The following is a 22,071-nucleotide window of genomic DNA, read 5'->3' on the forward strand; positions in this document are numbered from 1 at the left end:
GCGCAGCAACAGCAGGGTGACACCGGCCATGGTCAGCCCAGCTCCAGATGGGCCCGCAGGGCGAGCAGCGACGACGGTCCGAGCGGCGGCGGCGCATCCTCCAGCAGGGGAGGCTCGATCGCCACACTGAAGGCCAGGCCCTTCACGCCTCCCACCAGGGAATGGCCCACCAGGCCGGTGACCAGTTGCCAGGGGTGCCAGGGCACCAGAAGGTCCTGGGCGGGTTCGGCAGCCAGGGCAGCCTGCAGGGGAGCGCTGCGGGTCCCCAGAGTCTGCAGCTGCTCGACCCGCTCCTGGGGGGCCTGGCGGCCCTGCAGCTGATCGTCGAGGGCCGCCAGGCCCTCACCCCACCAGGTTGTGTCACCCTGATCGAAGCGGGCACCGGCCAGCGTGGCCTGCAACCGGTCCGGATCGCCCTTTCCGGGGCGAGCCTCCAGGCGGCTCCACACCTGAAGGGTCCGACCGGCCCGGCTCAGGGGCGCCGGGCTGTAGCCCTGCTCGATCAGGGCAGGACGGAGTTGCTCCGTGGTCAGGGCCGTGGTGGCCGTGGCGAGCATCCAGCCCTCCCGGCGGCTCAGGGCCAGCAGGGGACCATGGTCGGCGGCCGCCACCAGTGTCGGCAACGGTCCGTTCAGTTGAGCGAGGGTCTGCCGAAGCAGCGGCCCCACCAGGGAGTTCCAGAGGTCAGCGCTGGCCGGATCGCCCTGGTCCGCCAGCAGGGAGGCCGGATCCTGGAGCAGGGCCAGACTGGCCACCGGACCGCTCAATCCGGCGAGCAGATCGGGGAGCGGATCCAGCTGCAGCGGCGGCAGGTCCTGACGCACGGGCAGCAGTGCCTGGAGCTGAAGGCCCCGGCCGGCCGGCACCAGCGAAGCCACCAGGTCACCAAGCCCCTCGGCTCCGGTCAGGGTGGGGGGGAGATCGAGCCAGTCGCTGAAGGCCTGCGGGCGGGCGGTGAGCAGGGCCACTCCCCGCTCCAGTCGGCCGACCGCGGCCTGGAGCGAGTCCTGTCCCGCCTGGTTGAGTTCCTCGATCTGAGAGACATCGAGGGCCTGCTCCAGCACCCCACGGCCGGAGGCGATCAACACCAGCCGGTCGTCGATCAGGGCCGTGGCCATGGGCTGAGTGGTCTCACCCACCAGGGCTCCCCGCCCGCTGATCAGCCCCATGCCCCGGTAACTGCTGATCTGCAGAGCGGTGCCCGCCAGGCTGCGGGACTGCCAGAAACGCTGAAGGAAGCGGCGCGCGCCCTCGGGTTCGCGGCAGCCCAGGGCCAGCAGCCAGCCGCTGGGGCCGTCGCTCCCCTCCGGAGCGATCACCGCCAGGCTGGTTTCGGGGCCCAGCCAGCTGGCCAGCTCGCTGGAATAGTCGAGGCCGGCCGTGGCGTAGGCACCATCGCGCAGATTCAGCATCAGTCCGGCTGCCCCCCGGCGCTGGGGCGGGGGAGCCACGGCCCTGGCATAGGCCACCAGGTCGTCAGGTTCCACCAGGAGATGAAGACTGAGCAGGGCGGTGCGCGGCACGAAGCGGGCAGCCAGGGGCAGATGCAGCGGCTGCCGCTCCAGGCGGAGGGGACTCTGACGGAGCGCCAGCCACCAGAAGCCTCCCCCCAGGGAGAGCAGGAGCAGAGCTGCCGTCAGCACAGCCGCCAGGAAGGGGCGAGCCTTCATGCGCCGCACGCAGGGGTCCTGTCATCTTCAACCATGACCACGCCCGCTGGACTGTCAGCATGGATCCCATGACCACCCCGATTCCAAGGGCCATCCGTGCCAGTGCGCTCCAGCAACGGCTGCTCGCCGGCGAACCGCTGCTGCTGGTTGACGTGCGTGAACCGGCTGAACTCGAGATGGCGTCGCTGAACGAGCCGGTGCTGCATCTGCCGCTCAGCCGCTCAGCGGAGTGGGTGGAGCGTGTGGAAAGCCTGATCGGGCGCGACCGGACGGTGGTGGTGCTCTGCCATGCCGGAATCCGCAGCTGGCAGTTCGCCTGCTGGTTGATGGAGGCCCAGGGCTACGACGACGTGCTCAACCTGCAGGGTGGCATCGACGCCTGGAGCGTGGAGGTGGATTCCTCGGTGCCGCGCTACTGAGGGCCGCTCAGCGGCACCGGTTCCCATCCTGACCGCAACAGGCCGGCTGGAGAGGGGATTTCTTCTTTACCATCAGAGCCTCCCATCCCGCCAGCGCGCATGTGATCGCCCTGCCCCACCGCCAGCAGCAGGTGCTGCAGGCCACGGTGCATCACTACGTCGACACCATGGAGCCGGTGGGCAGCCGCACCCTGATCCGCCGCTTCGGTCTGCCCGCCAGCGCGGCCACCGTGCGCTCCACCATGGGAGCGCTTGAGCAACGGGGCCTGCTGCTGCAGCCCCACACCTCGGCCGGCCGCATCCCCAGCCAGCAGGGCTACCGCCTCTACGTGGATGCGCTGCTGCCGGCCCCCGGTGCCGGGGCGGTTCAGCTGCAGCGGGAAATGCTGGGCCTGAGCCTGCAGTGGGCGGCACTCGATGATCTGCTTCTGCATGTGGCCCGTCGCCTGGCCGATCTCACGGGTCTGATGAGTCTGATCACCCGTCCTCAGCGGGCCGAGTCCCGTCTGCAGGCGATCCGGCTGGTGCCCAATGGCGAGCGGCTGCTGGTGTTGCTGGTGGAGAACGCCCTGGTCGCCAGCAGCCTCAACCTGCGCCTGCCCCCCGGGGCCAGTCCGGAACTTCCAGCCCTGGAGAGGTGGCTGCAGACGGAACTGGACGGCCCTCCTGGGGGCCTCATCCGCTGGGAGAGCCTCCCCTCCCAGCTGCGCACCAGCGGCGGCGTGCTGCGCCAGGCCCTGCGCAGCCATCGTCAGGCCCGAAGCAGTGATGGCGACGGTGCCGTTGTCGTGGGCATGGGCGGGCTCCTGGCCCAGCCCGAATTCAGCCGCAGTGCCGATCTCAGGCCATTGCTGCAGCTGGTGGAGGAGGAGCCTCAGCGTCTTTTGCATCCGTCCAGGCAGCAGGATCCGGAGGGGATCTGGATCGGAGCGGAGCATCCCCACCCCGCCCTGCGCCACTGCGCCGTGGTGCGGGCCACCTACCGGAGCGGAGACGGCAGCGAAGGCCAGGTGGCCCTGCTGGGACCGATGCGGATGGCTTATGCCACGGCGATCTCAGCGGTGCGCTCAGTGGCCACTAGCCTGCAGCGTCTGCTCAGCTGAGGCCCGACGGAATGACCTATTGCGTGGGGTTCTGGTTGGAGGCCGGCCTGGTGATGGCCTCCGACTCCCGCACCAACGCCGGTGTCGACTACATCTCCTCCTACCGGAAACTGCACATCTTCGAGCCGGCTCCCGACCGGCTGTTCATGCTTCTGGCCGCCGGCAACCTGGCCACGACCCAGGCGGTGATCAATCACATCAAGCGCGACCTGAACCAGGCCAGGCGCGATGGATCGCCCATGGCGGGGCTGCCGCTGGTCGGTCAGGGGGGGTCCGGTGGGGCGTCCAGACAACACGATCTGCTCAGTGCCAGCTATCTGTTCGAAGTGGCCGCCTACATCGGCCGGCTGAGTGTGGAGGTGCAGAACGAGAACCACTCGGCGCTGCACCAGGTGGGTGCCAGCGGCGAGGCCAGTTTCATCCTCGGCGGCCAGATCGCCGGCCAGCCCCATGGCCTGTATCTGATCTACCCCCAGGGCAACGCGATCATGGCCACGCCCGAAACACCGTTCCTGCAGATCGGGGAGAGCAAGTACGGAAAGCCGCCGCTCGATTCGGTGGGACATTGCCGGATGTCGCTGGAAGACGCTGCCCGGCTCTGTCTGGTGTCGCAGGTGATCACCCGGCGCTCCAACCTCACCGTGGGACCCCCGTTCGAAGTGGCGATCTATCCGCGGGACAGCCTGGCGGTGGCGCACCACCAGAGACTGGAGCGGGGCGCAACCGAAATCGCCGAAATCAACCGGATCTGGATCGAGAGTCAGCGCCAGGCGATGCAACGGCTGCCCCGCTTTCCCTGGGAGCAGGAGCGGTCCGGAGTCCCCACCTGAGCGACCCCGCAACCTGGGTCACCCCCCGGCCAGCTGCTCCCCGAGCCGGTCGGCCACCGTGTTCACATCCTTGTCGCCGCGTCCGGAGAGGTTGATCACCAGCTCGGTGCCCGGCGCCAGGGTGGGGCAGAGCTGCTCCAGCCAGGCGAAGGCGTGGGCTGTTTCCAGAGCCGGAATGATGCCTTCCAGAAGGCTGACCCGCCGCAGGGCATCGAGCGCCTCCTGATCGGTGACGGCAGCGTATTCAGCCCGTCCCAGCTCCTGCAGGTAGCTGTGCTCCGGGCCCACTCCCGGATAGTCGAGGCCGGCGCTGATCGAGTGGGCTTCCTGCACCTGCCCCTGCTCGTCCTGGAGCAGCAGGCTCATGGCCCCATGCAACACCCCGACACGACCTTCGGTGATGGTGGCGGCATGGCGGCCCGTGGCCACGCCGTCGCCAGCCGCCTCCACGCCAATCAGGCGCACGGAGGTGTCGGTGACGAAGGGATGGAAGAGACCCATGGCGTTGGACCCGCCACCCACGCAGGCGAGGAGCACATCGGGCAGACGGCCGAAGGCTTCCTGGCACTGGACCCTGGTTTCCTCGCCGATCACGGCGTGAAAATCACGCACCAGCATCGGGTAGGGGTGGGGTCCGGCCACCGACCCCAGGATGTAGTGGGTGCTCTCCACGTTGGTCACCCAGTCGCGGATCGCCTCGCTGGTGGCGTCCTTGAGGGTGGCGGTGCCGGCGGTGACGGGCTGCACCGTGGCCCCCAGCAGGCGCATCCGGAACACGTTCAGGGCCTGGCGGCGCATGTCCTCGGCGCCCATGTAGATCACGCACTCCAGGCCGAAGCGGGCACAGACCGTGGCGGTGGCCACACCGTGCTGGCCGGCGCCGGTCTCGGCGATGATCCGTTTCTTGCCCATGCGCAGGGCGAGCAGGGCCTGACCGAGCGCATTGTTGATCTTGTGGGCGCCGGTGTGGTTGAGGTCCTCGCGCTTCAGCCAGATGCGCGGGCCGCCCTCGGGGCGCCGGTAATGGGCGCTGAGACGCTCCGCTTCGTAGAGCGGCGACGGGCGTCCCACGTAGGTCTTGAGCAGATGATTGAGCCTGCTGGTGAAGGCGGGATCGGCCCAGGCCTCAGCCGCCGCCTGCTCCAGCTCCGCCAGGGCCGGCATCAGGGTCTCGGGCACGTACTGGCCCCCGTAGCGCCCGAAGCGCCCGAGCGCATTGGGTCGGGCCCCCACCTCCAGGGCGGCGGAATCCGGGAGGGTCCCGGAATCCGGTGGGATCGGGGGAAGGGTGCTCGTCACCGGTGATCGATCGGGGAACCCCAGCCTAGGAAGCAGGCCGCGGCGGCACCGGGGGCGGTGGCAGGGTCCAGCTGTCGTCAGCGGAGGAGCGGGACGGCGGCCAGCCCAGGGGCTCATCGATGGCCAGCCCCGCCGCGGGATCGCGGCAGGGCGGCGCCTCCACCATCGAAAAGGTCAGGGAGCGGGCATCGGCTCCCGGCACAGGACGGCAGGAGGCCGGCGCCGGGCTTGGCACCAGATCGAGGCGGAGCATCTCGAAGCGGACGGGCGGCAGATCCATCGGCTCAGGGGTGCGCTGTGATGGAAGGCGTAGCGGCAACAGGGTCCATGGGCAAGGGAGGCTGGCAGGAATTCAGCGCCGCGGCGAGCACCGCCCGGCCGGCGGCTGCGGATGCAGCGGTTCCACCCCGGCCGCAGCAACGGGTGCGGGTGCAGCGCACCAAGGCGGGCAAGGGAGGGAAGACCGTGACAGTCATCACCGGCCTCGAGATCTGTGAGGCCGACTCCCGGGCCCTGCTCAAGCGGCTCAAGGCCACAGCCGGCAGCGGCGGCACCCTCAAGGACGGCGTGATCGAGCTGCAGGGGGATCAGGTGACCACCTGCCTGGAGACGCTCACGGCGGAAGGCTTCCGGCCCCGGCAGGCGGGTGGCTGATCAGCCGCTGGTCACTCCAAACCACCAGGGGGTGGGAAAGGTGAGACCATCACCCCATTGCTCTCCTCATCTTCACTCAGTCGATGACCAGTTCTCGCACCGACAGCAAAGCCACCAACATCGTCTGGCATGAGGCCTCGGTGAACCGCGACTCCCGCGCCAGCCAGCGCGGCCACCGCAGCGCGATCCTCTGGTTCACGGGACTCTCCGGTGCTGGCAAGAGCACCCTGGCCAACGCCGTGAACGTGGAGCTGTTCCGGCGGGGGCTGGCCACCTACCTGCTTGATGGCGACAACGTGCGCCATGGCCTCTGCAAGGACCTGGGGTTCTCCGATGCCGACCGGGAAGAGAACATCCGCCGCATCGGCGAGGTGGCCAAGCTCTTCCTCGACGCCGGCGTGATCACCCTCACAGCCTTCGTGTCGCCCTTCCGGGCCGACCGCGACCGGGCCAGGGCCCTGGTGGAGAGCGGCGATTTCATCGAGATCCACTGCGCCGCCGATCTGGCGGTCTGCGAGCAGCGGGATCCCAAGGGGCTGTACGCCAAGGCCCGTGCCGGCGTGATCAAGGAGTTCACCGGCATCTCCAGCCCCTACGAGGCCCCGGAGTCCCCTGAGCTGCTGGTCGACACCGGCGGCAGGCTGGAGGAGAACGTGGCCCAGGTGATCAGCTATCTGGAGCGTCAGGGGTTGATCGCGGAGGGCTGAGCAGTCGATCCATGGCCCCCTGCCTGAGGAGAAGTTCCGGCTCGGGCAGACCGAGGCGACGGGCCACCTCATCAAGGAACGCCTTGAGGCAACTGGCCACCGGCACCGCCAGCAGCAGGCCCAGCAGGTCGCCGAGGCCCAGCAGGCTGCCGATCCGGGCCCCGACCGGCAGGCTGAGCAGCAGCCAGGCCGGCTGCAATCCCACGATCTTGCCCATCAACCTGGGCTGGATCACCTGGTCGACCACCTGGCCCACGGCGATCGCCACGGCCAGCACCTCCAGGCCGGTGCTGGGATCCTCCAGCGCCAGCAACAGGCTGACCAGCACGATGGTGAAGGCACTGGCATAGGGGATCAGGGTGGTGAACCCGATCGCCACGGCGAACAGCACGCCATAGGGGATTCCCAGCAGGGTGAAGACCACGATCTGGGCTGCGCTCAGAATCAGCGCAAGGATCACCTGGCCGCCGAAGTACCCGCGGAAGGTGCGGTTCACGGTGCCCAGCGCCATCTCCCGCCAGCTGGCCGGCAACCAGCGAGCCAGGCCGAGGCTGATCGACTCGCCTCCCAGCAGCAGGAAGATGGCCAGAACGATTACGATCACGCTGTTGATCGTCAGGGTGAGGGTGGCGCCGAGCAGTCCGAGCAGCTTCTGACTCAGCTGGGAGGCGTACTGGGTGGAGCGCGTCAGCAGGGCACTGCTGAGGTCGCCGAAATCCGCCGGCAGACCATGCTCCACCGCCCAGGCCTGAGCCTGGGTGAGCAGGTTTTCCGCCTCCACAAACCAGCCCGGCAAGGCCGTGAGCAGATCCGCGAGCTGCTCCACCAGCAGGGGAATGATCCAGAGGGCCACCAGCACCAGCACCAGCAGGCCCACTCCCAGCACCAGGGCAAGGGCCAGGGGCCGGGGCAGGCCTCGGCCCGTCAGCCAGCGGCTGGGAAGATCGAGCAGGAAGGCAATCAGCGCCGCGGTGAGGAACAGTGCCGGGAAGGGTGCAAGCGGCAGCAACAGCTGACGCAGCACCCAGAAATTGAGCACCAGCAGGGGCAAGGCCAGGCCCAGCCTCTGCCAGGCGGTGAAGGGGGCCGGGCGGATCATGACGAGGGATCCGCTGTCGCCGGGTCCGGCGCATCTGAGGGCAGGGGCTTCACCTTCCGGCGGAACACCTCAAGACCCGAGGGGGGCACGGCCACCTCGATCAGCTGAAGCCGTCCGGGAATCAGCTGCTCGAACCGCCCGCCCGGCACATCGCCCGGCTGCACCGAGAGCCCGCGGTCGATCATCACCACCCGTCGCAGAGGCGGGCGCACCTCGATGCTCTCGTCCCGTTGGTCGAGCACCAGATCGGCCTCACCATGGTCATACGCGGGGAGATGCACCGAGGGAAGGCGGTAGGCCCGGCGGTCGGAGCGGCCGGCCACCACCACAAGGGTGGTCGCCGGATCGAAGCGCTTCACCGCTCGGATCGCCAGTCCCCACTCGTGATCGTAGGAGCGCAGATTTTCGAGGAAGCGATCACCGGGCACCAGCAGGAACAGGGCGCATTGCAACGTGAGAACCAGCAGCAGGGGACGGGGCCAGCTCAGAGCACCGTCCCCGTCGGCCCGCTCCGCCAGGCGCGCGGCCAGCAGCAGCAGCACGGCCGGGAGAATGGTGGTGGCATGCCCCATGCGGGTGAAATGCACCATCAGCAGGTAGAGCGCCGAGGGGGTCACCCAGAGGGCCATGAACCAGCGCCGCCAGAGCCGCACCTGCCGGGGTGGCGGCCCAGCGGCCTGGGCGGCCGGGCCTGCCCAGCTGGTGCCCAGAGCCAGGCCCAGACCAGCCGGAGCCGTGAGCGCCACCGTGCGGATCAGCAACCAGCCGTTGCCGAGCACTCCTCGGTCGGAAGCCTGCTGGGCATGGTCGCCTTTCCAGGCCATCAGCTGCGACCAGAATGGTCCCGGGCCGCCCGCCTCGTCCAGAAAGGCCAGGCCCCACCACACCAGCACCCCGAGGCCGAGGGCCACGGCCACCAGCAGCCGCCAGGGCCGCAGGCCCCGGCGGCAGCCCCTGAGGCAGCACACCAGCACCAGGGGGAACAGAAACAGCGGGGTGTTCGGCCGGATGCCGCCGGCGGTGGCCATCAGAAGCGCCAGGGGGGGCAGGAAGCGCGGATCCCCCTCGGCCACGAACCAGGCACAGCAGGCGATCGCCATGACCCAGCCCAGCTCGGTGCCGTAGCTGAGAGGCTGGCTGGAGTAAAACCAGAGCAGGGGACTGCTGAACAGCAGCACCACCATCCACCAGGCGGCCCGTTGGCCCCCCCAGCGCCGGGCCAGGATCCAGCCGAAGGGCAGAGCCGCGGCCGACACCAGGACGTTCACCAGCTCCAGGGCCGCCACCCCGTTGCCTCCGGTGAGTGGCAGACTCAGGCGTCCGAGGTTGATCAGCCACCAGAAGCAGCCGGGCAGGTGTGGCTGGTGGCGGTCGAGGTCGAAGTCGGTGAGAGCCAGCACGAAATTGCCGGCATCCCAGGCCTGCACAAGCTCCGTGCGGGTGAGCCAGCGGCTGAGAGCTCCAGCGCAGAACAGCAGAAGCCACCAGATCCAGGCGGCCGCCGGTGGCCGTCGGGCCGCCCCAGAGCCTGTTGCCGAGCTCGACACTTGCATCACTCAGCCCTCCATGGCAGCCAGATAGGCCGTGCTCCCGAGATCCTGCAGGCGGGCGTCCTTGGCACAGACCTGATCATGGAGCTGCAGACGATGCTGCCTGAGCTGCTCGGCCAGGGCCGGATCGGCTGTGGCCAGGATCTGGACCGCCAGCAGACCGGCATTGGTGCCATTACCGATGGCCACGGTGGCCACGGGGATCCCGGCCGGCATCTGAACGATCGAATGGAGCGAATCCACCCCCGAGAGAGCCCTGCTCAGCACCGGCACACCGATCACCGGCAGGGTGGTGAGCGCCGCCACCATTCCCGGCAGGTGGGCGGCGCCGCCGGCCCCCGCCACGATCACCTTGAGGCCCCGGCCGGCGGCGGCTTCCGCGAAGTGCACCATCTCCCGTGGGGTGCGATGGGCCGAGAGCACCCGCACCTCCACGACCACGCCGAAGTTCTCGAGCACCTTCACCGCCGGCTGCATCGTCGGCAGGTCGGAATCGCTGCCCATCACCACGGCCACCAGCGGCACAGCCCCTGAGCCGGGCCCCGACGGGTTGGCGGCCTCAGCGGAAACGGGTTCGAGGGTCAAGGCAGGGGCCATGCGGCGAGGATGGCATTCTCCCCGCCCGTTCGCCCCGGAGCCGATGACCGTGCGCTGGATCAGCAACGTCCGTCTGCCCGAGGCGTCGACGGGCCGCCATGGTTCCGAGCGGCACTGGCGCCTCGGGGTGGACAGCCGGGGTCTGATCGTCCGGGTGGTGCCAGTCGAGGCCGGCAGCTGTGCCGCCGGCCTCGACTGGGCCGGCGACTGGATCAGCCCGACGGGAGTGGATCTGCAGATCAACGGAGGCCTGGGCCTGGCCTTCCCCGAGCTGGAGCCGGCCGACCTGCCGCGGCTGCTGGAGCTGCTGGAGCTGCTCTGGGCCGATGGGGTGGAGGCGATCTGTCCGACCCTGGTGACCTGCGCCGTGCCTCCCCTGCGCCAGGCGCTGGCCGTGCTGCGACAGGCCCGCCTCCAGCACCGGCCCGGGCGCTGTCAGCTGCTGGGCGCCCATCTGGAGGGTCCCTTCCTGGCAGCGGTGCGACGCGGCGCCCACCCCGAGGCCCACCTGGCGGTCCCCAGCCTTGAGGCCCTGCAGGAGCGGATCAGCGGCTATGAGCAGGAGATCGCCCTGGTGACTCTGGCTCCCGAACTCGAGGGGGCCGATGCCGTGATCGCCGCCCTCCGTCAGCACGGCATCGTGGTGAGCCTCGGCCACAGCGCGGCCACGGAGGCAGAAGCCGGGCGGGCGTTCGCGGCGGGGGTGGGCATGCTCACCCATGTCTTCAATGCCATGCCCGACCTGCACCGCCGAGCCCCCGGTCCGGTGGCGGCGGCGCTGCTGCGCGGCAATGTGGCTCTCGGCCTGATCGCCGATGGGGTGCATGTGGCCCCCTCGATGGCGGTTCTGCTGCAGCGGCTGGCCCCTGAGCAGGTGCTGCTGGTGAGCGACGCGCTCGGACCGTATGGCCTGACTGAGGGGCGCCACCGCTGGGATGAACGGGTGCTGCTGGTGGAAGACGGCAGCTGCCGGCTGGAGGACGGCACCCTGGCGGGCGTGACCCTGCCCCTGCTGGAGGGGGTGACGCGCCTGGCCCGCTGGAGCGGTGAACCGGGCCGCGCAATCGCCGCCGCCACCCTCGTGCCCCGGCGTGTGCTGGGGGAGCGGCGGACGCTTCCCCAGCTGTTGCTTGGACGGCCCCTGAACGAAACCCTGCGCTGGCGGGCAGGAGCGGACGGGGAGGTGCGCTGGCAGCGCGGGTCCGAAGCGGCTCCTTAAGATCCGGCAACTCCTGCCAGCGCAGCCATGGCCACCTCTCCAGCGCCGGACGTCGGCGCCAAGCTGGCCGAGAAGGCCGAAGTGCGCGACTACTTCAACAGCACGGGCTTCGAGCGCTGGAAGCGGATCTACAGCGACAGCGACGACGTCAACAAGGTGCAGCGCAACATCCGCCTGGGGCATCAGAAAACGGTGGATCAGGTTCTCGAGTGGCTGCAGGAGGAGGGCGATCTGGCCCAGCGCAGCTTCTGTGATGCCGGCTGCGGCGTCGGCAGCCTCAGCCTGCCCCTGGCCCGACTCGGGGCAGGCAGCATCGCCGCCAGTGACCTCTCCGAAGCCATGGTGGAGGAGGCCCGTCGTCGTCTGGAAGGCAGCCGGCTCCCCGCTGAGCAGGTGCAGTTCAGCGCCTCGGACCTGGAGAGCCTCCAGGGCAGGTACGACACGGTGATCTGCCTGGACGTGTTCATCCACTACCCCCAGGCCGCGGCCGAGGAGATGGTGCGTCACCTCGGCGGGCTGGCCGAACGGCGGCTGATCGTGAGTTTTGCCCCCTACACCCCCCTGCTGGCCCTGCTCAAATCGATCGGGCAGCTCTTCCCTGGGCCGAGCAAGACCACCCGTGCCTACACCCTGCGGGAGGACGGCATCGTTGCCGCCGCCTCCGAGGCCGGCTTCCAGCCCAGGCGCCGCAGCCTCAACCAGGCTCCATTCTATTTCTCACGCCTGATCGAATTCGAGCGCGGCTGAGTCGTCAGCCACGCCCGGGAGGCCTCCACCGACCGAGTCCGGTCAGGTGGCCATAGCCAGTTTCTCGCGCTCCAGCAGGCCCACCGTGGCCACCTCGCTGGGGGGAACAAGAACCTTGAAGCGTGAGCGCCACTGCGGCCAGTTCGCCAGGATCTCGGCCGCCCGGCGGCTGCCGGTGACTTCGAGGTGGGCCTCCAGCAGAGGTTTGATCAGTTGCTCCTGCTCGGGGGTCTCCAGCGGATGGACCGAGACGATCTCGGGATTGAGGAGCCCTCCCAGCGCGTCCTCCTCGTCCAGGAGGAAGGCCACACCCCCTGTCATGCCCGCAGCCACGTTGCGTCCCGTGCTGCCCAGGACAACGACCACCCCACCGGTCATGTATTCGCAGCAGTGGTCTCCGCAACCTTCGACCACGGTGCGCGCGCCGCTGTTGCGAACGGCGAAGCGTTCCCCGGCCCGCCCGAGGGCGAACAGCTCGCCCCCGGTGGCGCCATAGAGGCAGGTATTGCCCAGGATGACCTGGTTGCCGGGATCACGGGTTGCGGCCGAAGGCACAACCGTGATGCGGCCGCCGTTGATGCCCTTGCCGACGTAGTCGTTGGCATCCCCCTCGAGGCGCAGGTTCATGCCCTGCAGGGTGAAAGCGCCGAAACTCTGGCCGGCGGCACCCTCGAAGCAGAAATCCAGCAGGCCCTCGAACCCCTTGTTGCCGTGGCGGGCAGCCAGCTCTCCAGCCAGGCGGGCCCCGACACTGCGATCGGTGTTCACGATCGTCAGGCGACGGGCCACGTGCCCGTGCTGCTCGATGGCCGCGAGCACCTCGGGATCAGCCAGAAGCTGATCCTCGAGGATCACTCCATTGCCGTGGGCGTGGCTGTCATGGCGCAACCAGCTGCGGTCGTCGGAACCGGGCAGCGGGGCCAGAAGACAGGTGAGATCGAGGGCGCTGGTCTTGGCCAGAGCCACCTGCCGGGGATGCAGAAGCTCCACCCGGCCGATCAGGTCGTCCAGACGGGCCACGCCGAGCACGCTCAGCAACTGGCGCACTTCCTCAGCCACGTAGAGGAAGAAATTGACCACGTGCTCCGGCAGGCCGGTGAAGCGCTTGCGCAGGGCCTCCTTCTGGGTGGCCACCCCTACCGGGCAATTGTTGGTGTGGCAGACACGGGCCATGATGCAGCCCTCGGCGATCATGGCCACCGAACCGAATCCGTATTCCTCGGCGCCGAGCAGGGCCGCCATCACGACGTCCCAGCCGGTCTTGAGCCCACCGTCGGCCCGCAGCAGCACCCGGTTGCGCAGTCCGTTCGCGAGGAGGCTGCGGTGCACTTCCGAGAGCCCCAGCTCCCAGGGGCTGCCCGCGTGCTTGATCGAGCTCAGGGGCGACGCTCCCGTGCCGCCGTCATGGCCGGAGATCTGAATCACATCGGCATTGGCCTTGGCCACGCCGGCGGCGATCGTGCCGATGCCGATCTCGGCCACCAGCTTCACCGACACCTTGGCGGTCGGATGGACCTGGTGCAGATCGTGGATCAGCTGGGCCAGATCCTCGATGGAATAGATGTCGTGGTGGGGCGGCGGGGAGATCAGCGCCACACCGGGCTTGCTGTTGCGCAGCCAGCCGATGTAGGCATCGACCTTGGGACCGGGCAGCTGGCCCCCTTCACCGGGCTTGGCCCCCTGGGCCACCTTGATCTCGAGTTGCTGCCCACTGCGCAGGTACTCCGGAGTGACGCCGAAACGCCCCGAGGCCACCTGCTTGATGGCCGAGCAGGCACTGTCACCGGGCACGAGGCCCCGAAGCGTGGGCAGGGTGGCGGAGCGGCCCTCCTCGTCGACATCGGTGAGCGGGTGGTAGCGAGCCGGATCCTCTCCTCCCTCCCCACTGTTGCTCTTGCCGCCGATCCGGTTCATGGCCACCGCCAGCACCTCGTGGGCCTCACGGGACAGGGCCCCAAGGCTCATGCCACCGGTGCAGAACCGGCTGCAGATGCTCTCCACGCTCTCCACCTGCTCGATCGGCAGGGGGGTGGGGGAGGGGCGCAGCTCCAGCAGGTCGCGCAGGCCTGTGACCGGACGGTTCTCCAGCAGGGTGCGGTAGGTGGCGAAATGGTCGTAGCCGGGACCGGCGGCCACCGCCGCATGCAGGGCCTTGGCCATCTCCGGGCTGTTGAGGTGGAACTCACCACCGGAGCGGTACTGCACGAAGCCCATGAACTCGAGCTTGGTGCGGTTGAGCTCGGGGAAGGCCTTGGCGTGGAACGCCAGGGTTTCGTTGGCGAGATCACGCAGGCTGAGGCCTGCCACCCGGCTGGTGGTGCCGCGGAAGGCCAGGTCGATCAGATCGGCGCCGATGCCGATGGCCTCGAAGATCTGGGCGCCGTGGTAGCTGGCGAGCAGCGAGATGCCGATCTTGGAGAGGATCTTGCGCAGGCCGGCCTCCAGGGCCTTGCGCACGTTGGCCTGGGCCTTGGCGGCATCGATCGCCGGCAGCTTGCCGCGCTCCATCAGGGAGCGGGTCTTGGGGTGGTCCAGCCAGTGGCGGGTGGTCTCCCAGGTGAGCCAGGGGCAGACGGCGCTGGCGCCGAAACCGATCAGGCAGGCCAGGTGGTGGGTGCTCCAGCACTGGGCCGTGTCGATCACCAGGGAGCAGTGCAGGCGCACCCCCAGCCTGAGCAGATGCTGGTGGACAGCGCCTACGGCCAGCAGCGCCGGGATGAAGGTGGTGGTGGCGCTCAGTCCCTCGGCGGCCCGATCGGAGAGCACCAGGATCTGGCTGCCGTTTTGCACCGCCTGCTCCGCCGCCTGACAGAGACGCTGCACAGCGGCCTCCAGGCCAGCTGGCCCCTGATCCAGCCCATAGAGGGTGGTGAGGGTGGTGGTGGCCAGGCCCTGGTGGGGCAGGGCCTCCAGGTCGGATTCGTTGAGAACAGGCGTGGCCAGGTGGAGCACCGAGGCGGCCGAGGGCTCCGGCCGCAGGGCCGATCCTCGCCGCCCCAGGTGCATCTCCAGGCTCATCACCAGCTCCTCGCGGAGCGGATCGATCGGAGGATTGGTGACCTGGGCGAAGCGCTGCTTGAAGTAGTCGTAGAGAAGGTGGGGCTTGCCCGAGAGCACCGCCAGGGGGATGTCGTCGCCCATGCAGTAGGTGGGTTCCTTGCCCTGGCCGGCCATCTCCTCGATCACCAGATCCAGATCCTCGGCGGTGAAGCCGAAGGCGGTCTGATGGCGGAGGAGGTCGAGGTCGCCGAGCTGATGCTCCGTGCGCCAGGGCTGGGGCTCGAGCGAGCGACGATGTTCCTGCAGCCAGGCGGCATAGGGATAGCGGGAGGCCGCTTCCTCCTTCACCTGCCAGTTCTGCAGCAGCCGGCCCTGCTCGAGGTCCACCGCCAGCATCTGGCCGGGACCGAGGCGGCCCTTCTCGACGATGCGGCTTTCGTCGATCTCCACCACCCCGGTTTCCGACCCCATCACCACGAGGCCATCGCTGGTGATGCAATAGCGGGCGGGGCGCAGTCCGTTGCGATCAAGGGTCGCGCCCACACTGCGGCCGTCGCTGAACACCAGCAGGGCCGGACCGTCCCAGGGCTCCTGCAGACAGGCGGAATACTCGTAGAAGGCCCGGACATCCGGGCGGGACTCCAGCTCGGGCTGCTGGCGGAACGCTTCCGGCACCAGGGTCAGCAGGCTGTCGGTGATCGGTCGGCCACTGCGAACCATCAGCTCGAGCATGGCGTCGAGATTGGCCGAATCACTGAAGGCGGCATTGACCACGGGCTTGAGGTCGGAGGCTGCCTCACCCCAGACCGCATCGAGATGGGACTCGGCCGCCTGGGCCCAGTTGATGTTCCCCAGCAGGGTGTTGATCTCCCCGTTGTGACCCAGGATCCGCATCGGCTGGGCCAGGGGCCATCGCGGCAGGGTGTTGGTGCTGAAACGGCGGTGATAGACCGCGAAACTCACCGCGAAACGCCGATCACGCAGATCGGCATAGAAGGCCGACAGCACCTCGGAGCGCACCATGCCCTTATACACAAGGGTCCGGCCGCTGAAGGAGGCGAAGTAGAGGTCGTTGGGATCACCGCCCGGAGCGGCCCGCACCAGATCGACGGCCCGGCGCCGGCAGCGGAACAGCTGGGATTCGAGCGCATCGCCCGGCTCGGGGCCTTCCACCAGCCACTGCTCGATGCGTGGGGCGGTCTGAAGCGCAAGGGGTCCGAGAACCGAGGGATCCACGGGCACCTCACGCCAGCCCAGGCTGCGCAGACCCACCAGGGAGGCCGCCTGCTCACACAGGCGCTTGTACTCCTGGCGTTTCGGCTCCGCGACCGGCAGGAAGACCATCCCCAGGCCCCGGCGACCTTCCGCCGCCTGGGCGGATTCAGGCCAGACCTCCCCCAGGTAGCTCCAGGGAATGCCGCAGAGCACCCCGGCGCCGTCGCCGGAATCGCCGTCGCCGCCGCAGCCGCCGCGGTGCTCCATGCAGCCCAGGCCGCGCAGGGCCTGCTCCAGCAGCCAGTGACTGGGCTCACCGCTCAGCTGGGCCAGAAAGCCAACCCCGCAGGCATCCTTCTCACCCGCGACCTCCGTGGGCGCCGGACTGTCGCAATGGGGCCAAGCAGAGCGGCGATGAAGAGGCATAGCCCGGCAAAAACCTGTCGGTAGACCGCAGAAGCCTCGAACAAGGCGACTTCCGCGCGGAAAGGGATTTTGATCCTAGAGACGTGGGTTCAGCGTTAGCGTTCACCACCAACGGATACGGGTCCAATCGTGATGCGTTGCCGATCCCTGCCAGCCGGGCTGATCAGTCTGGCGGTGATGGCTTTGCTGCCGGCCGCCGACGGCGCCCTTTTACGGGCCCAGGCCGGCCCCACCGCCTCCACGGCTGGGGCCAGATTCGGTGAACTGCTGGCCCGCAGCCCCTCCGCTCCGCGCCAGGAGGGCCAACGGATCGTCATCAATGGTCGGGAGCAGAGCGCCCGCTGGCAATGGCTCCCGGCCGTCGGGGGCAACCCCGCCCAGGTGTGGCTGCCGCTCGAGGTGCTGCAGGGCCAGCTGGGGGTCGCCAGCAGCAGCCGCGCCGATGGAAGTCTGGAGCTGGAGTGGTTCGGGCGGAAGCAACTGGTGTCCACCGGCGACCAGCGCAGCCTCGACGACGAGGTGGCCATCGAGGCCAGCCCGTTGCTGCAGGCCGCCGGGGTCCGCATTCAGAGCGACGGAGACCGCCTGGTTCTGGAGATGCCTCTGCCCGGTCTGGTTCGGGTGAGGGCCTCACCCCCGGGACCCGATCGCCGGGTGGTGCTGGATCTCAACGGGGCGGCGGTGGTCCGTCAGGAATCGGGTCAGATTCTGCTGGGCCTGCTCAGCACCGCTGACCAGCGCTCGCAACTGCAGAGACTGGGCGTGCCGGTCAGCTCCAGCCGTGAGGGGCTGCTGCTGCGACCGAGCGGTGGGGGCCGGGTCCTGACCCTCGGGGGACCCGACCGGGTGGTCTTCGCCATCCCTCCGGGGTCCACCGACGGGGGAACACCGGCGGCGACCCCGGCTGTGCCGCCCCTCGATCCCAGGCTGCAGGCCCTGCTCAATCGCAGTGTCAGCATCGATCGTCAGGTGCTGCCCGTGGGATCGCGGCGGATGCTGATCAGCAGCGTCCGCTTCGATCCCCGCCAGAGTCCCCTCGATCTGCGGCTGCTCACCAGTCCCTCCGGGATGCAGGGGCTGTCTTCGCTCACAGCCCTGGCCCAGCGGGAGCAGGCCCTTGTGGCCATCAACGGCGGCTTCTTCAACCGCATCCGGAGGCTGCCCCTGGGGGCCCTCAAGGCCGAGGGACGCTGGCTTTCCGGACCGATCCTCAACCGTGGGGCCATGGGCTGGCAGCCCGGAGGCCTGCCCAGCTTCGGCAGGCTGTCCCTTCAGGAACAGCTCATCGACGAGAGGGGCCAGCGCTGGCCCCTCTCGAGCCTGAACAGTGGTTATGTGCAGCGGGGCCTGGCTCGCTACACCGCCGACTGGGGCGGCGGTTACCAGGCCCTCAGCGGCAACGAAGCGGGGGTGTTGATCCGGGACGGGGTGGTGCTGCAGCGGCTTGATGGCGCCCAGCTGCAACGGGGCATCCCCCTGGGCCGCGAAGACACCCTGGTGGTGGGCAGGGCCGGTGTCATGCCCCCCTGGCCTGAGGCCAGCCGGCTCACGCTCTCCAGCCAACCCAGTGACCCGCTCGGCCAGCAGGCCTACGTGATGGGGGGTGGACCCCTGCTGCTCCTGGGTGGTCGGATCGTCCTCAACGGCACGGCCGAAGGTTTCAGCAGCGCCTTCCAGGGCCAAGGGGCACCACGCACCGTGATCGGCAGCGATGGCCGCCAGATCTGGTTGCTGACGCTGCAGGGGGTGGATCACGCCGGGCCGACCCTGGGTGAAACAGCCGTCCTGCTGCGGCAACTGGGGTTGCGTGAGGCCCTCAACCTCGATGGAGGCAGCTCCACCGGACTGTTCGTCGGCAACACACAGACTGTGCGGGGCCGGGGAGTGGCCGCCTCGATCCACAACGGCCTCGGTCTGGTGCCCCGAAGCGGGCAGGCCCTGGGCAGTGAGAGAGCCGGACGCTGAACCCCATGGGCTCCAAGCCCTGGCAAGCTGGAATCAGCCTCTGCCGCCGACGAGCGCGACCGCCCCATGCCCAAGGGTCTGAGCCTGCGCCTGTCAGCAGCGGCGGCGGCCGAGCTCGGCCGCCAGGCCGCTGTGGCCGGAACCCCCGGCCTGATGCACCTCGACCTGGTGCAGGGCGGCTGCGAGCAGTGGGTGATCCGGATCCGTCCCGGCCATCTGGCGGGGGTTCCCGTGGCCCGGGCCGATGGCATCACCCTGCACGCCCCCTCTGCTCAGGTTCCCCTGCTGGCGGGGCTGAGCCTCGATTACCGCGGGGATCTCAGCGGTGGAGGCTTCCTGATCCGCTCCAGCGGGGGGGTGAGCTGCTGCGCCTGCGGAGCCGCCTTCAGCCGCACAGGCCCCGGGGGGACCACGACAAAGTAAGGTGACGGATTGTCGAAACGGTCGGACGTCCGGCCTAATTCTCCGGCCCTCGATGCCCACGATTCAGCAGCTGATCCGCACCGAGCGGCAGCACCTCACCCGCAAGACCAAGTCACCCGCACTTCGCGCCTGCCCAGAGCGACGCGGGGTCTGCACCCGCGTGTACACCTCCACCCCGAAGAAGCCGAACTCGGCCCTCCGCAAGGTGGCTCGGGTGCGTCTCACCTCAGGCTTCGAAGTCACGGCTTACATCCCCGGGATCGGCCACAACCTGCAGGAGCACTCCGTGGTGCTGATCCGTGGAGGCCGCGTCAAGGACCTTCCCGGCGTCCGCTACCACATCATCCGCGGCACTCTTGACACCTCCGGTGTCAAGGACCGCCGCCAGAGCCGGTCCAAGTACGGCGCCAAGACCCCCAAGGGCTGATCTCAGGCCCCTGATCGTCTTTCCTCCCACTCCCTCGCACCGCCGATCCCCACAGGTTTATGTCCCGCCGCAACGCTGCTGAGAAGCGCCCGATTCTTCCTGACCCCCAGTTCAACAGCCGCCTGGCCTCCATGGTCGTGGCACGGCTCATGAAGCACGGCAAGAAGTCCACCGCTCAGCGGATCCTCTCCGACGCCTTCGGTCTGATCAACGACCGCACCGGCAGCGACCCTCTCGAGGTGTTCGAAACGGCCGTGCGCAATGCCACCCCCCTGGTGGAGGTCCGCGCACGCCGGGTGGGCGGCGCCACCTACCAGGTCCCCATGGAAGTGCGGCAGGAACGCGGCACCGCCATGGCTCTGCGCTGGCTGGTCAACTTTTCCAGGGCCCGTAACGGCCGCAGCATGGCCCAGAAGCTGGCCGGTGAACTGATGGACGCCGCCAACGAAGCTGGCAGTGCCGTGCGCAAGCGCGAGGAAACCCACAAGATGGCCGAGGCCAACAAGGCCTTCGCTCACTACCGCTACTGAGCACCCTTTCCTGGCTGAATGGCGGGCGCCTTCAGTCAGATCAGGTCATTCATTAAACTTGCGCCCGCAAAATTCGTCGATCAAACACCGGAGACTTTCCCCGTGGCCCGCGCCTATCCCCTGGACCGCGTCAGAAATATCGGCATCGCAGCCCATATCGACGCGGGCAAGACCACCACGACCGAGCGGATCCTGTTCTATTCAGGCGTGGTCCACAAAATGGGCGAGGTGCACGATGGCGCCGCTGTGACCGACTGGATGGAGCAGGAGCGCGAGCGCGGCATCACCATCACGGCGGCGGCCATCTCCACCAGCTGGAAGGATCACCGCATCAACATCATCGACACCCCTGGACACGTCGATTTCACCATTGAGGTGGAGCGCTCGATGCGGGTGCTCGATGGCGTCGTGGCTGTCTTCTGCGCTGTTGGCGGTGTGCAGCCCCAGTCCGAAACGGTGTGGCGCCAGGCCGATCGCTACAACGTTCCCCGGATCGTGTTCGTCAACAAGATGGACCGCACCGGTGCCAACTTCCTCAAGGTCTACGACCAGATCAAGGATCGCCTCAAGGCCAGTGCCGTTCCTCTGCAACTGCCCATCGGCGCAGAAGGAGAACTCAAGGGCATCATTGACCTGGTGAGGAACAAGGCCGTTATTTACACCAATGATCTGGGCACAGACATCCTCGAGGGCGAAATCCCTGAAGCGATGAAAGAGGAAGCCGCCGAGTGGCGCGGCAAGTTGATGGAATCGGTCGCTGAAACCGACGAAGAGCTGCTGGAAGCCTTCCTTGAAAACGGAGAGCTCACCCAGGAGCAGCTGATCAAAGGCATTCGTACCGGTGTGGTCAAGCATGGCCTGGTGCCGATGCTCTGCGGCTCGGCCTTCAAGAACAAAGGCGTCCAGCTTGTGCTGGATGCCGTCGTCGATTACCTGCCCGCCCCGGTTGACGTTCCGCCGATCACGGGTCTGCTCCCCGATGGCACGGAATCCAACCGTCCCTGCGACGACAACGCCCCCTTCAGCGCTCTGGCGTTCAAGGTGATGGCCGATCCCTACGGCAAGCTCACCTTTGTGCGCATGTACTCCGGGGTGCTCCAGAAAGGCAGCTACGTGCTCAACAGCACCAAGGACAAGAAGGAGCGCATCTCCCGCCTTATCCTGCTCAAAGCCGACGATCGCGAGGAAGTGGACGAGTTGCGCGCCGGTGATCTCGGCGCTGTTCTCGGCCTCAAGGACACCACCACCGGAGACACTCTCTGTGTGGAAAGCGACCCGATCATCCTGGAATCCCTGTTCATCCCCGAACCGGTGATCTCTGTGGCGGTGGAGCCCAAAACCAAGGGCGATATGGAGAAGCTCTCCAAAGCTCTTCAATCGCTCTCGGAAGAGGATCCCACCTTCCGGGTGTCCACGGATCCTGAAACCAGCCAGACCGTGATCGCCGGCATGGGCGAGCTGCACCTCGAGATCCTTGTGGACCGCATGCTGCGGGAATTCAAGGTGGAAGCGAATATCGGCGCCCCTCAGGTGTCCTACCGCGAAACCATCCGCGCCAGAGCCAAGGGTGAAGGCAAGTTCGCCCGGCAGACCGGTGGTAAAGGGCAGTACGGGCACGTGGTGATCGAGATGGAACCCGGTGAACCCGGTTCGGGGTTTGAATTCGTCAACAAGATTGTTGGTGGCATCGTTCCCAAGGAGTACATCGGACCAGCCGAGAACGGCATGAAGGAGACCTGTCAGTCCGGAGTGATTGCAGGCTTCCCGATGATCGACATCAAGGTCACCATGATCGATGGGTCGTACCACGATGTCGACTCCTCCGAAATGGCGTTCAAGATCGCCGGCTCCATGGCCTTCAAAGACGGCGTCAAGAAGTGCAATCCCGTGCTTCTTGAGCCGATGATGAAGGTGGAAGTCGAGATCCCCGAGGATTTCCTCGGTTCGGTCATCGGCGACCTGTCCTCCCGTCGTGGACAGGTCGAAGGGCAATCCATCGACAACGGACAGTCTAAAGTCCAGTCCAAGGTGCCCCTGGCCGAAATGTTCGGCTACGCCACTCAACTCCGATCCATGACCCAGGGTCGGGGTATTTTCTCGATGGAGTTCAGCCATTACGAGGAAGTTCCTCGCAATGTTGCTGAGGCCATCATTGCCAAGAATCAGGGCAATTCCTGATCTCTCAACCCTA

19 protein-coding genes are annotated in these 22,071 nt (G+C 68.1%); 12 read left to right on the top strand and 7 right to left on the bottom strand.

The genetic code is table 11. From position 1 onward, the window contains the following. Nucleotides 1-32 precede the first annotated feature (32 nt). Nucleotides 33-1,670 (bottom strand): DUF3352 domain-containing protein, encoded by a 1,638-nt coding sequence (locus VB734_RS02115; RefSeq protein ID WP_197166190.1) that lies wholly within the window; start codon nucleotides 1,668-1,670, stop codon nucleotides 33-35. 68 nt (nucleotides 1,671-1,738) lie between these two features. Between VB734_RS02115 and VB734_RS02120 the strand changes: the two genes are divergently transcribed. The 3 genes from VB734_RS02120 to VB734_RS02130 all read left to right on the top strand — a co-directional run bounded on the left by VB734_RS02120 (nucleotide 1,739) and on the right by VB734_RS02130 (nucleotide 4,022). Continuing rightward, nucleotides 1,739-2,089 carry a rhodanese-like domain-containing protein gene (locus VB734_RS02120; protein WP_231594886.1) on the top strand — a complete coding sequence of 117 codons (351 nt, stop codon included), beginning with the start codon at nucleotides 1,739-1,741 and terminating at the stop codon, nucleotides 2,087-2,089. 101 nt (nucleotides 2,090-2,190) lie between these two features. Then, nucleotides 2,191-3,192 carry an HrcA family transcriptional regulator gene (locus VB734_RS02125; RefSeq protein ID WP_197166193.1) on the top strand — a complete coding sequence of 334 codons (1,002 nt, stop codon included), beginning with the start codon at nucleotides 2,191-2,193 and terminating at the stop codon, nucleotides 3,190-3,192. Between the two features lie 11 nt (nucleotides 3,193-3,203). Then, nucleotides 3,204-4,022 carry a 20S proteasome subunit A/B gene (locus VB734_RS02130; RefSeq protein WP_197166194.1) on the top strand — a complete coding sequence of 273 codons (819 nt, stop codon included), beginning with the start codon at nucleotides 3,204-3,206 and terminating at the stop codon, nucleotides 4,020-4,022. Nucleotides 4,023-4,040: 18 nt separating this feature from the next. Here the strand turns inward: VB734_RS02130 and trpB are convergent, their stop codons facing one another. Then, nucleotides 4,041-5,321: a tryptophan synthase subunit beta gene (gene trpB, locus VB734_RS02135; RefSeq protein WP_197166195.1), complete on the bottom strand. Its 1,281-nt coding sequence runs from the start codon at nucleotides 5,319-5,321 to the stop codon at nucleotides 4,041-4,043. A 25-nt stretch (nucleotides 5,322-5,346) separates the two neighbouring features. Further along, nucleotides 5,347-5,601, bottom strand: coding sequence for a hypothetical protein (locus VB734_RS02140; protein WP_197166196.1), 255 nt, complete (start codon nucleotides 5,599-5,601; stop codon nucleotides 5,347-5,349). Between the two features lie 47 nt (nucleotides 5,602-5,648). On the opposite strand from VB734_RS02140, the gene VB734_RS02145 reads away from it, so the two are divergent. Both VB734_RS02145 and cysC read left to right on the top strand, forming a co-directional pair. Continuing rightward, nucleotides 5,649-5,975 carry a translation initiation factor gene (locus VB734_RS02145; RefSeq protein WP_197166197.1) on the top strand — a complete coding sequence of 109 codons (327 nt, stop codon included), beginning with the start codon at nucleotides 5,649-5,651 and terminating at the stop codon, nucleotides 5,973-5,975. Nucleotides 5,976-6,058: 83 nt separating this feature from the next. Continuing rightward, nucleotides 6,059-6,682, top strand: coding sequence for an adenylyl-sulfate kinase (cysC, locus tag VB734_RS02150; protein WP_197166198.1), 624 nt, complete (start codon nucleotides 6,059-6,061; stop codon nucleotides 6,680-6,682). On the opposite strand, the gene VB734_RS02155 is transcribed toward cysC, so the two are convergent. The 3 genes from VB734_RS02155 to purE are packed head-to-tail and all read right to left on the bottom strand — an operon-like array spanning nucleotide 6,642 to nucleotide 9,835. Continuing rightward, entirely contained in the window at nucleotides 6,642-7,781 is a 1,140-nt protein-coding gene (locus tag VB734_RS02155; protein WP_197166199.1) for an AI-2E family transporter, read from the bottom strand. The two genes, cysC and VB734_RS02155, sit on opposite strands and share 41 nt — an antisense overlap. Then, nucleotides 7,778-9,334, bottom strand: a complete 1,557-nt coding sequence (locus VB734_RS02160) for an ArnT family glycosyltransferase (protein ID WP_197166200.1) — start codon at nucleotides 9,332-9,334, stop codon at nucleotides 7,778-7,780. Before VB734_RS02160 ends, VB734_RS02155 begins: the two co-directional genes overlap by 4 nt. A 3-nt stretch (nucleotides 9,335-9,337) precedes the next feature. After that, nucleotides 9,338-9,835, bottom strand: a complete 498-nt coding sequence (purE, locus tag VB734_RS02165; protein ID WP_197167155.1) for a 5-(carboxyamino)imidazole ribonucleotide mutase — start codon at nucleotides 9,833-9,835, stop codon at nucleotides 9,338-9,340. 136 nt (nucleotides 9,836-9,971) lie between these two features. Here purE and VB734_RS02170 point away from each other — a divergent pair, with 136 nt between their 5' ends. Further along, nucleotides 9,972-11,147 carry an N-acetylglucosamine-6-phosphate deacetylase gene (locus tag VB734_RS02170; RefSeq protein WP_197166202.1) on the top strand — a complete coding sequence of 392 codons (1,176 nt, stop codon included), beginning with the start codon at nucleotides 9,972-9,974 and terminating at the stop codon, nucleotides 11,145-11,147. 27 nt (nucleotides 11,148-11,174) lie between these two features. Then, nucleotides 11,175-11,894 carry a magnesium protoporphyrin IX methyltransferase gene (bchM, locus tag VB734_RS02175; protein WP_197166203.1) on the top strand — a complete coding sequence of 240 codons (720 nt, stop codon included), beginning with the start codon at nucleotides 11,175-11,177 and terminating at the stop codon, nucleotides 11,892-11,894. A gap of 42 nt (nucleotides 11,895-11,936) precedes the next feature. Here the strand turns inward: bchM and gltB are convergent, their stop codons facing one another. Further along, the gene (gene gltB / locus VB734_RS02180; RefSeq protein WP_197166205.1) at nucleotides 11,937-16,535 is read right to left on the bottom strand and encodes a glutamate synthase large subunit; all 4,599 of its coding nucleotides are present in this window, start codon (nucleotides 16,533-16,535) and stop codon (nucleotides 11,937-11,939) included. Nucleotides 16,536-16,712: 177 nt separating this feature from the next. Here gltB and VB734_RS02185 point away from each other — a divergent pair, with 177 nt between their 5' ends. The 5 genes from VB734_RS02185 to fusA all read left to right on the top strand — a co-directional run bounded on the left by VB734_RS02185 (nucleotide 16,713) and on the right by fusA (nucleotide 22,058). Continuing rightward, nucleotides 16,713-18,500, top strand: a complete 1,788-nt coding sequence (locus VB734_RS02185; RefSeq protein WP_231594888.1) for a phosphodiester glycosidase family protein — start codon at nucleotides 16,713-16,715, stop codon at nucleotides 18,498-18,500. A 66-nt stretch (nucleotides 18,501-18,566) separates the two neighbouring features. Then, nucleotides 18,567-18,923, top strand: coding sequence for an AIR synthase (locus tag VB734_RS02190; RefSeq protein WP_197166207.1), 357 nt, complete (start codon nucleotides 18,567-18,569; stop codon nucleotides 18,921-18,923). Nucleotides 18,924-18,975: 52 nt separating this feature from the next. After that, nucleotides 18,976-19,350, top strand: coding sequence for a 30S ribosomal protein S12 (gene rpsL / locus VB734_RS02195; protein ID WP_094555907.1), 375 nt, complete (start codon nucleotides 18,976-18,978; stop codon nucleotides 19,348-19,350). 59 nt (nucleotides 19,351-19,409) lie between these two features. Continuing rightward, nucleotides 19,410-19,880 (top strand): 30S ribosomal protein S7, encoded by a 471-nt coding sequence (rpsG, locus tag VB734_RS02200; RefSeq protein WP_197166216.1) that lies wholly within the window; start codon nucleotides 19,410-19,412, stop codon nucleotides 19,878-19,880. A 102-nt stretch (nucleotides 19,881-19,982) separates the two neighbouring features. Continuing rightward, the gene (fusA, locus tag VB734_RS02205) at nucleotides 19,983-22,058 is read left to right on the top strand and encodes an elongation factor G (protein WP_197167156.1); all 2,076 of its coding nucleotides are present in this window, start codon (nucleotides 19,983-19,985) and stop codon (nucleotides 22,056-22,058) included. Nucleotides 22,059-22,071 lie beyond the last annotated feature (13 nt).

The organism is Synechococcus sp. BA-124 BA4 (assembly GCF_034931165.1).